Source organism: uncultured Amaricoccus sp., from assembly GCF_937858865.1.
Lineage (GTDB): Bacteria > Pseudomonadota > Alphaproteobacteria > Rhodobacterales > Rhodobacteraceae > Amaricoccus.
In genome coordinates this window covers 1-9,701 of record NZ_CALLYO010000455.1, presented here as the reverse complement: position 1 = coordinate 9,701, position 9,701 = coordinate 1, and the positions used below count along the sequence as shown (strand labels likewise).

11 protein-coding genes are annotated in these 9,701 nt (G+C 72.1%); 10 read left to right on the top strand and 1 reads right to left on the bottom strand.

From position 1 onward, the window contains the following. Nucleotides 1–106: SH3 domain-containing protein (locus tag Q0112_RS19475; RefSeq protein WP_367278471.1), on the top strand; the 106-nt coding region annotated here is incomplete at its 5' end. Between the two features lie 9 nt (nucleotides 107–115). Here the strand turns inward: Q0112_RS19475 and irrA are convergent. After that, the gene (irrA, locus tag Q0112_RS13410) at nucleotides 116–556 is read right to left on the bottom strand and encodes an iron response transcriptional regulator IrrA (protein WP_297976079.1); all 441 of its coding nucleotides are present in this window, start codon (nucleotides 554–556) and stop codon (nucleotides 116–118) included. Between the two features lie 157 nt (nucleotides 557–713). Here irrA and fabA point away from each other — a divergent pair, with 157 nt between their 5' ends. The 9 genes from fabA to miaB form a co-directional block, all read left to right on the top strand. Next, nucleotides 714–1,220 carry a 3-hydroxyacyl-[acyl-carrier-protein] dehydratase FabA gene (gene fabA / locus Q0112_RS13405; RefSeq protein ID WP_297976077.1) on the top strand — a complete coding sequence of 169 codons (507 nt, stop codon included), beginning with the start codon at nucleotides 714–716 and terminating at the stop codon, nucleotides 1,218–1,220. Nucleotides 1,221–1,230: 10 nt separating this feature from the next. Further along, the gene (gene fabB / locus Q0112_RS13400) at nucleotides 1,231–2,457 is read left to right on the top strand and encodes a beta-ketoacyl-ACP synthase I (protein ID WP_297976076.1); all 1,227 of its coding nucleotides are present in this window, start codon (nucleotides 1,231–1,233) and stop codon (nucleotides 2,455–2,457) included. 4 nt (nucleotides 2,458–2,461) lie between these two features. Then, complete coding sequence (locus Q0112_RS13395; RefSeq protein ID WP_297976075.1) at nucleotides 2,462–3,259, top strand: enoyl-ACP reductase; 798 nt, start codon at nucleotides 2,462–2,464, stop codon at nucleotides 3,257–3,259. Then, entirely contained in the window at nucleotides 3,256–4,086 is an 831-nt protein-coding gene (locus Q0112_RS13390) for an alpha/beta hydrolase (RefSeq protein WP_297976073.1), read from the top strand. Before Q0112_RS13395 ends, Q0112_RS13390 begins: the two co-directional genes overlap by 4 nt. A 6-nt stretch (nucleotides 4,087–4,092) precedes the next feature. After that, nucleotides 4,093–5,067, top strand: coding sequence for a threonine/serine dehydratase (locus tag Q0112_RS13385; protein WP_297976071.1), 975 nt, complete (start codon nucleotides 4,093–4,095; stop codon nucleotides 5,065–5,067). A gap of 219 nt (nucleotides 5,068–5,286) precedes the next feature. Continuing rightward, nucleotides 5,287–5,790, top strand: a complete 504-nt coding sequence (locus Q0112_RS13380) for a hypothetical protein (protein ID WP_297976069.1) — start codon at nucleotides 5,287–5,289, stop codon at nucleotides 5,788–5,790. Nucleotides 5,791–5,896: 106 nt separating this feature from the next. Next, the gene (locus tag Q0112_RS13375) at nucleotides 5,897–7,918 is read left to right on the top strand and encodes a M3 family metallopeptidase (RefSeq protein ID WP_297976067.1); all 2,022 of its coding nucleotides are present in this window, start codon (nucleotides 5,897–5,899) and stop codon (nucleotides 7,916–7,918) included. A 362-nt stretch (nucleotides 7,919–8,280) separates the two neighbouring features. Further along, nucleotides 8,281–8,697, top strand: coding sequence for a MucR family transcriptional regulator (locus Q0112_RS13370; RefSeq protein WP_297976065.1), 417 nt, complete (start codon nucleotides 8,281–8,283; stop codon nucleotides 8,695–8,697). A 96-nt stretch (nucleotides 8,698–8,793) separates the two neighbouring features. Further along, a partial coding sequence (gene miaB / locus Q0112_RS13365; RefSeq protein WP_297976064.1) for a tRNA (N6-isopentenyl adenosine(37)-C2)-methylthiotransferase MiaB occupies nucleotides 8,794–9,701 on the top strand: 908 nt, incomplete at its 3' end.

The following is a 9,701-nucleotide window of genomic DNA, read 5'->3' as shown; positions in this document are numbered from 1 at the left end:
CGCGGCCTGCCGCAACGACTGGTGCGAGATCGAGACGGACGGGGCGAAGGGATGGCTGCCGCGCGCCACCCTCTGGGGCGTCGGCCCCGACGAGACGATCGAGTAGCGGAAGGCCTCAGTCGCGCCGGCGCAGCCGGATCACCACGTCGATGCGGCTGAGCTCGGCGCCCGCCGGCAGGATCGGCTCCCCCGCGAGCACCACCGCGTTGTTCGGCGCATCGGTCAGCCGCCCGTCCTCCTCCCAGTAGTAGTGCGGATGGTCGTCGGTGCGCGTGTCGAAATAGGAGCGCGTGCCGTCCACCGTCACCTCGTGCATGAGGCCGGCGTCGCAGAAGGCGCGCAGCGTGTTGTAGACCGTGGCGAGCGAGACCGGGGCGTCGTGCCGGTGCGCCGCCTCGTGCAGCCCCTCGGCGGTGACGTGGCGGTTGCGCCCGTCGCCGACCAGCAGCTCGGCCAGTGCCAGCCGCTGCCGTGTCGGGCGCAGCCGCGCCCCCGCGAGCCAGGCCACCGCCCGCGTCCGCGCCTGCCGTCCATCCAGGGCCTGGGCTGCCTGCATCTTCCTCGTCCGTCCGGCTCCTGATGCGAAAATAGTCGCTCCGCGCCGCGAGCGCCAGCCCCCGGATGCACCGCCCCGTCAAGCCCTTGCGCCGGCGCTGGCGCGGATGCTAGAGGTCGCCGACCGGTGGGGGACCGGAAGGAGCCGAGCGCCCGAGATGAACGAGCGGCCGACGCGCATCGATTTCGAGGGCCTCATGTCCTGCGCCCGCGGCGAGATGTTCGGCCCCGGCAACCCGCAGCTCCCGGCGCCGCCGATGCTGATGATGGACCGGATCACCGACATCTCCGCCGACCGCGGCAGCGAGGGCAAGGGCCATGTCGTCGCCGAGTTCGACGTCCGCCCCGACCTCTGGTTCTTCCAGTGCCACTTCATCGGCGACCCGGTGATGCCGGGCTGCCTCGGCCTCGACGCCCTCTGGCAGCTGACCGGCTTCAACCTCGGCTGGCGCGGCATGCAGGGCCGCGGCCGCGCGCTCGGCGTCGGCGAGGTGAAGTTCACCGGCATGGTGACGCCGAAGGTCAGCCTCATCGAATATACCGTCGACTTCACCCGCGTGATCGACCGCAAGCTCAAGCTCGGCATCGCCAACGGCACCATGCGCGCCGACGGCGAGGTCATCTACACGACGACCGACATGAAGGTCGGGCTGTTCCAGGAATAGGGAGGCGCCCATGCGCCGCGTCGTCATCACCGGCATCGGCATCGTGTCCTCGATCGGCAACGACGCCGAGGCGGTGCGCCGGTCGCTGAAGGAGGGCCGCTCCGGCATCTCCTTCGCCCCCGAGTATGCCGAGCACGGCTTCCGCTGCCAGGTGCACGGGAAGCCCGACATCGACATCGCCGCGCATGTCGACAAGCGCCAGCTCCGTTTCATGGGCGACGGCGCCGCCTTCAACTACATCGCCATGGAGCAGGCGATCGCCGACTCGGGCCTCGAGGAGAAGGACGTCTCCAACGAGCGCACCGGCCTCGTCATGGGCTCGGGCGGCCCCTCGACCCGCAACCTCTACGAGGCGCACCGCATCGTCATCGAGAAGGGCAGCCCCAAGCGCATGGGCCCCTTCATGGTCACCCGCGGCATGTCCTCGACCAACTCCGCCTGCCTCGCCACCCCCTTCCGCATCAAGGGGATCAACTATTCGATCACCTCCGCCTGCTCGACCTCGGCCCACTGCATCGGCAACGGCGTCGAGCAGATCCAGTGGGGCAAGCAGGACATCGTCTTCGCCGGCGGCGGCGAGGAGCTCGACTGGACGCTTTCCTGCCTCTTCGACGCCATGGGCGCCATGTCGTCCAAGTACAACGACACGCCGCAGACCGCCTCCCGCGCCTTCGACGCCACCCGCGACGGCTTCGTCATCGCCGGCGGCGGCGGCGTCGTCGTCCTCGAGGAGCTCGAGCACGCGCTGGCCCGCGGCGCGAAGATCTACGCCGAAGTCACCGGCTACGGCGCCACCTCCGACGGCTACGACATGGTCGCGCCGAGCGGGGAGGGGGCCGAACGCTGCATGAAGCTCGCGCTCTCCACCATCGGCAACCGCCGCGTCGGCTACATCAACGCCCACGGCACCTCGACGCCCGCCGGCGACGTCACCGAGGTCGAGGCGGTCCGCCGCGTCTTCGGCGAGGGCAACGTGCCGAAGATCTCCTCGACCAAGTCGCTGACCGGCCATTCGCTCGGCGCGACCGGGGTGCAGGAGGCGATCTACTGCCTCCTGATGCTCGAGGACGACTTCATCACCGCCTCGGCCAACATCACCCAGCTCGACCCCGCCCTCTCGCCCGACGAGATCGCCCTCGAGCGCATCGACGGCGCCGGCCTCGACACCGTCATCTCCAACAGCTTCGGCTTCGGCGGCACCAACGCCACCCTCGCCCTCAGCCGCTATCACGGGTGACAGAATGGGGCAGGCGGGCCTCCTCTCCGGCAAGCGGGCGCTGATCCTCGGCGTCGCCAACGACCATTCCATCGCCTGGGGCATCGCCAGGGCCTTCGCCGCCCACGGCGCCGAGCTCGCCTTCACCTACCAGGGCGAGGGCTTCGGCCGCCGCGTCGTCCCGCTCGCCGAGAGCCTCGACGCCGCGATCGTCGAGCCGGCCGACGTGCAGGACCCGGCCTCCCTCGACGCCCTCTTCGCCCGCATCGAGAAGGACTGGGGCCGGCTCGACGTCCTCATCCACGCCATCGCCTATTCCGACAAGGCCGAGCTCGACGGCCGCTTCCTCGACACCAGCCGGGCGAACTTCCTCAACTCGCTCGACATCTCCTGCTACAGCCTCGTCGACCTCACCCGGCGCGCCGCCCCCCTCATGGCCGCCGGCGGCTCGGTGCTGACGCTGACCTACCTCGGCGCCCAGCGGGTGACGCCGCACTACAACGTCATGGGCGTCGCCAAGGCCGCGCTCGAGGCGTCGGTCCGCTATCTCGCCAACGACCTCGGGCCGCGCGGCATCCGCGTCAACGCCATCTCCGCCGGCCCGATGCGCACGCTCGCCGGCGCCGCCATCGCCGGGGCGCGCAAGGTCTACAAGGCCACCGAGCTCAACGCGCCGCTCCGCGCCAACGCCACCCTCGAGGCGGTCGGCGGCACGGCGGTCTACCTCGCCTCCGACCTCGGCGCCTGCACCACCGGCGAGATCATCTTCGTCGACGGCGGCTTCCACATCCTCGGCATGGCCCAGCCGGAATATCTCGAGTGAAGCGCTTCGCCACCTCCGACGGCCTCTCGCTGGCCTATGCCGACGAGGGCAGCGGCCTCCCCGTCCTCTGCCTGCCCGGCCTCACCCGCAACGGGGCGGACTTCGACGAGCTGGTCGCCGCCCGCGGCGACCGCCACCGCTTCATCCGCCTGACGCTGCGCGGCCGCGGCGCCTCCGACCGCGACCCGGACCCGGCCAACTACAACGTCGGCGTCGAGGCGCGCGACGTGGTCGAGTTCCTCGACCATCTCGGCCTCGCCCGCGCCACCATCGTCGGCACCTCGCGCGGCGGCATCGTCGCCATGGTGCTGGCCGCCACCGCCCGCGACCGCCTCGCCGGCGTCCTGCTCAACGACATCGGCCCCGAGCTCGACCCCGAGGGGATCACCGCCATCCTCGCCTATCTCGGCGTCCCGCCGAAGGCGAAGAGCTACGCCGAGGTCATCGGCCCGCTGCGGACGCGGATGGGCGCCTTCCCCGGCCTCTCCGACGAGAAGCTCGCGAGCCTGGCGCGGCGCTGGTTCGACGAGGGCGAGGGCAGGCTCTTGCTCAACTACGACCCGCGCCTGCGCGACGGCATCGAGGCGATCGACAGCCAGGGCGCGCCCGACCTGTGGCCGCTCTTCGATGCGCTCGCCGGCGTGCCCGTGGCCGTCGGCCGCGGCGCCAACTCCAACCTCCTCTCCCCCGGCACGGTCGCGCGGATGCGCGAGCGCCGCCCCGACCTCATCGTCGCCGAGGTCGCGGACCGCGGCCACGCCCCCTTCCTCGACGAGCCGGAATCGCTCGCCGCCTTCGACGCGCTGATCGCCCGCGTCGCGCCGTAGCGGCCGATGACCGACATCGCCGCCATCCGCGCCGCCGCCGCCCGCGTCTCGGCCGGCGGCATCCGCCGCACGCCGCTCCTCTCCGCGCCCGAGCTCGACCGCCGCGCCGGCCGGCGCCTGCTGGTCAAGGCCGAGAGCCTGCTGGTCACCGGCTCGTTCAAGGCCCGCGGCGGCTGGGCCGCCGTCTCCGCCCTCGCCGCCGAAGGCGGCGCGGCGGGGGTCCTCGCCTTCTCCTCCGGCAACCACGCCCAGGGCGTGGCGCGCGCCGCCGCCGCGCACCGGATGCCGGCGGTCATCCTCATGCCGGCGGACGTCGCGGCGGTGAAGGCCGAGGCGACCCGCGCCCTCGGCGCCGAGGTCGTGCTCTACGACCGCGCCACCCAGGATCGCGAGGCGCTCGGGGCCGAGCTCGCCGCCCGGCGCGGCCTCGCCCTCGTCCCGCCCTACGACCACCCGCAGGTGATCGCCGGCCAGGGCACCGTCGGCCTCGAGATCGCCGCCCAGGCGGCCGAGGAGGGGGTCGCCCGCGCCGATGTCCTCGTCCCCTGCGGCGGCGGCGGCCTCGCCGCCGGCATCGCGCTCGCCCTCGAGGCCGAGGCCCCCGGCCTCCGCGTCCGCACCGCCGAGCCGGCCGGCTTCGACGACGCCGCCCGCTCGCTCGCCGCCGGCCGGCGGCTGCGCAACGAGCGGCTCGCCGGCTCGGTCTGCGACGCCATCCTGACCCCGCAGCCGGGCGCGCTGACCTTCCCCATCCTCGCCCGCCTCGCCGGCCCCGGCCTCGCCGTCAGCGACGAGGAGGCGCTCGAGGCCGTCGCCCTCGCCTTCCGCCACCTGCGCCTCGTCCTCGAGCCCGGCGGCGCCGTCGCCCTCGCCGCCGCCCTCTTCCGCCCCGAGGCCCTCTCCGGCGACGCCGTCGTCTGCGTCGCCTCCGGCGGCAACGTCGACCCGGCCCTCTTCGCCCGCACCATCGCGCCGGCCTGAGGCGCGTGCCCCGCGAACCGGCGTCTATACGTTGTATTGACGCGAAACTCGGCTCAACGATTCCAATGGCTTGCAGGGTGGGCACGCGTGCCCGCCGTGCGCCGGGCACGCCGGGGTGCCGCCGCCCGGGGGCGCGAACGGGAACCGAATCCCGCCGAGCGGGTTTCCGCCACAGACGCGTTCCGAGACGGGAACGGGAAAGACGGAAAGGAATTTGCCATGCGGACGCTGGGATTGCTTGCCGGCGCGGCGCTGATGCTCGCGGCCTGCGGCGGCGCGGAGCGCAACGAGCCTCTCCTTGTTTCGGGCGTGACGGTCGAGGCCGACCTCCCGGCCGTCGGCAGCCCGCAGGCGGTCGCCTACTGGAAGAACCTCAGCGACGACCTCGAGACGGCGATCGCGGCGCAGTTCGTCGGCCGCATCGACCCGATGGGCAAGCAGATCGACGTCGACGTCGACGAGATCTCGCTCGGCAGCCCCTTCATCAGCGGAGCGACGGCCGAGACGGCACGCCTCGCCGGCACGGTCACCCTCATCAACCCGGACGGGACCAACGCGGCGGTCTACAACGTCACCGCCTCCTCGGCCGACGTCATCCAGTACCTGCCCGCGGGCAGCAACGTCACGACCGTGAAGCCGACGAGCGCCGAATACTACCAGGCCATCGTGCAGGCCTTCGCGCGCGGCACGGCGCAGGCACTCGAGACCGCCCCGCAGTCCTGACCCCCAGCGCCGGCGTCCGGGGGCGTCCGGGGGCGTCCGATGCCGCCTTGACCCCGGCGCGCGCACCGGCCAAGGGTCCGCCGAGGACACCTGGCCGGAGCGCGCGATGAATCCGCTGCTGCAAGACTGGACCGCCCCCTTCGGCATGCCGCCCTTCGGCGAGATCGGGACCGGTCACTTCGCGCCCGCCTTCGCGGCGGCACTCGCCGAGGCGCGGGCGAACCTCGATGCCGTCGCCGCCGACCCCGCGCCACCCACCTTCGCCAACACCATCGAGGCGATGGAGCGGGCCGAGCGCCGGCTCGACCGCGTCTCGGCGGTCTTCTTCAACCTCGCCGGCGCCCACACCAACGAAGCGATCGAGGCGCTGCAGCGCGAGCTCAGCCCGAAGCTCGCCGCCCACCAGGCCGAGACGATGATGACCCCCGCGCTCTTCGCGCGCATCGACGCCCTGGCCGCCCGGCGGGGCGAGCTCGGCCTCACCCCCGAGCAGGACCGCGTCCTGACCCTCTACCACCGCATGTTCGTCCGCGCCGGCGCCCGGCTCGCCGGCCCCGAGCGGGCGCGGCTGAAGGCGATCCTCGAGCGCCTCGCGAGCCTCGGCACCGCCTTCGGCCAGAACGTCCTCGCCGACGAGCAGGCCTGGACGCTGCCGCTCGCCCCCGACGACCTCGCCGGCCTCCCCGACGACCTCGTCGCCGCCGCGGCGGCGGCCGCCGCCGAGCGGGGGCAGCGGGGCCACGTCCTGACCCTCTCCCGCAGCCTCGTCGTCCCCTTCCTCGAATCCTCCCCTCGCCGCGACCTGCGCGAGACGGCCTTCCGCGCCTGGGCGGCCCGCGGCGCCAACGGCGGCGCCCACGACAACCGCGCGATCGTGGCCGAGATGCTGGCGCTCCGCGAGGAGCGGGCGCGGCTCCTCGGCTATCCCGACTTCGCCAGCTACAAGCTCGAGCCCGAGATGGCCCGCACCCCCGCCGCGGTGCGCGACCTCCTCATGGCCGTCTGGACCCCCGCGCGCGCCCGCGCCGAAGCCGACGCCACCCGGCTCGAGGAACTGATGCGCGCCGACGGCATCAACGGTGCGCTCGAGCCCTGGGACTGGCGCTACTACGCCGCGATCGCCCTGGCCCGCGAACACGCCTTCGACCAGGCCGCACTCAAGCCCTACCTGTCGCTCGACGGCGTGCGCGAGGCCGCCTTCGACGTCGCCGGCCGCCTCTTCGGCCTCAGCTTCACCCCGGTCGACGTCCCCCTCTACCACCCCGACGCCCGCGCCTGGGAGGTCCGCCGCGGCGAGCGCCACATGGGCGTCTTCATCGGCGACTATTTCGCCCGCGCCTCGAAGCGCTCCGGCGCCTGGTGCTCCTCCTTCCGCAGCCAGCGCAAGCTCGACGGCGAGGTGCGCCCGATCGTCGTCAACGTCTGCAACTTCGCCAAGGCGCCGGCCGGGGAGCCGACGCTCCTCACCTTCGACGACGCCCACACCCTCTTCCACGAGATGGGCCACGCGCTGCACGCCCTCCTCTCCGACGTCACCTACGGCTTCGTCTCCGGCACCAGCGTCGCGCGCGACTTCGTCGAGCTGCCGAGCCAGCTCTACGAGCACTGGCTCGAGACCCCCGAGGTGCTCGAGGCGCACGCCCGCCACGCCGCGACCGGCGCGCCCATGCCGCGCGAGCTGATGCAGCGGGTGATCGCCGCGCGCAACTTCGACCAGGGCTTCGCGACCGTCGAATACGTCGCCTCCGCCCTCGTCGACCTCGACTTCCACAGCGGCCCGGCGCCCGCCGACCCGATGGCCGCGCAGCAGCAGACCCTCGCCCGCCTCGGAATGCCGCGCGCCATCGTCATGCGCCACGCCACCCCCCACTTCCAGCACGTCTTCTCCGGCGACGGCTATTCGTCCGGCTACTATTCCTACATGTGGTCCGAGGTGATGGACGCCGACGCCTTCGCCGCCTTCCGCGAGGCGGGGGACGTCTTCGACCAGGCCACCGCCGGCCGGCTCGTCGACTGCATCCTGAGCACCGGCGGCGCGCGCGAGGCGGCCGATCTCTACGTCGCCTTCCGCGGCCGCATGCCGGGCGCCGAGGCGCTTCTCGAGCAGCGCGGCCTCGTCGACGCATAGCCCAGCGCCGAATCCTCGCCGGTATTGCGCGGGGACAAGCTTCGATAGCGCAAACGAAGGATCGGCGGAATCCTGCGCAGGACTTTCATGACCGCTATGAAAACCTCCGGAACCTGCGTTAAAGGGTGATCGCGCTGCAAGCGCTTCGGGCTTCCATACTTCGGCCCGGCCGCCGTCAGCGAATAATCACGTGGCAGTGATGAAAATTCTTCGGGCCGCGCTGTTGCGCATCTTGTCAAAGTCTGGCCTAATTAATAGGATTAGAGAGCATTGTCAGGAAAGCAAGTACGGGGCGCTTGGAACAATGCGGCAAGAGCGGCGTTGGTATTGCGCCTGGGCTGCGGAATCGGGATGAACGCGAAATGAGCGAAGATCAAGTGATCGGACGCGGCGAGATCCTCGCCCTTATGACTGAGATCGTGTCCGCCCACGTGGCGAACAACGCCGTCACGCAGAGCGAGGTGCCGGAGCTGATCCAGGCCGTCTTCACCAAGCTGAGCGAGCTCGCCAGCGGCGAGGAGACGGCCTCGGTGGAGCTGACGCCGGCGGTGCCGATCCGCAAGTCGGTGACCGACGACTACATCATCTGCCTCGAGGACGGGAAGAAGCTGAAGATGCTGAAGCGGCATCTGATGACCGCCTACGGCATGACTCCGGACGAGTACCGCGCGCGCTGGGGGCTGAAGCCGGACTATCCGATGGTGGCGCCGAGCTACGCCGCCAAGCGGCAGGAGCTGGCGAAGAAGATCGGCCTCGGGCGCAAGCCGCGCTCGCGCTGAGTCCACCCGTAGGCGTGCTTGCGGCACGCCGGCGCGGAAGCTAGAGAGACGCGCGGGGGCACGTTCCCCGCGCGTCCGCATGTTCGGGGACTGCCGATGACGCCGCCCAGGAAGCTCTTCGTCAAATCCTACGGCTGTCAGATGAACGTCTACGACAGCGAGCGGATGACCGCGCTGATGGCGACCCGCGGCTATGCCGCCACCGACCGGCCCGAGGACGCCGACCTCATCCTGCTCAACACCTGCCACATCCGCGAGAAGGCGGCGGAGAAGGTCTATTCCGAGCTCGGCCGCCTGCGCCGGCTGAAGGACGCGCGCCCCGACCTGCGCATCGGCGTCGCCGGCTGCGTCGCCCAGGCCGAGGGGGCGGAGATCCTCGCCCGCGCGCCGGTCGTCGACCTCGTCGTCGGCCCGCAGGCCTATCACCGTCTCCCGGCGATGCTCGACCGGCGCGCGGCGGGCGAGCGTCCGGTCGAGACCGAATTCCCGCCCGAGGACAAGTTCGACCACCTGCCGCCCGACCGGCGCACCCGGGCGCCGGCAGCCTTCCTCACCGTCCAGGAGGGGTGCGACAAGTTCTGCGCCTTCTGCGTCGTCCCCTACACCCGCGGCGCCGAGGTCTCCCGCCCGGCCGCCCGCGTCGAGGCCGAGGCGCGCGCGCTCGTTGCGCGCGGCGTCGCCGAGATCACCCTCCTCGGCCAGAACGTCAACGCCTACCGGGACGCGGACGGGATCGGCCTCGCCGCGCTGGTGCGGCGGCTCGCCCGCATCGAGGGGCTGGAGCGCATCCGCTACACCACCTCGCACCCGAGCGACATGGGCGAGGACCTGATCGCGCTGCACGGCGAGGAGCCGAAGCTCATGCCCTTCCTGCACCTGCCGGTGCAGTCGGGCAGCGACCGGGTGCTGAAGGCGATGAACCGCCGGCACGGCGCCGAGAGCTACCTCCGGCTGATCGAGCGCATCCGCGCCGCGCGTCCTGACATGGCGATGTCGGGCGACTT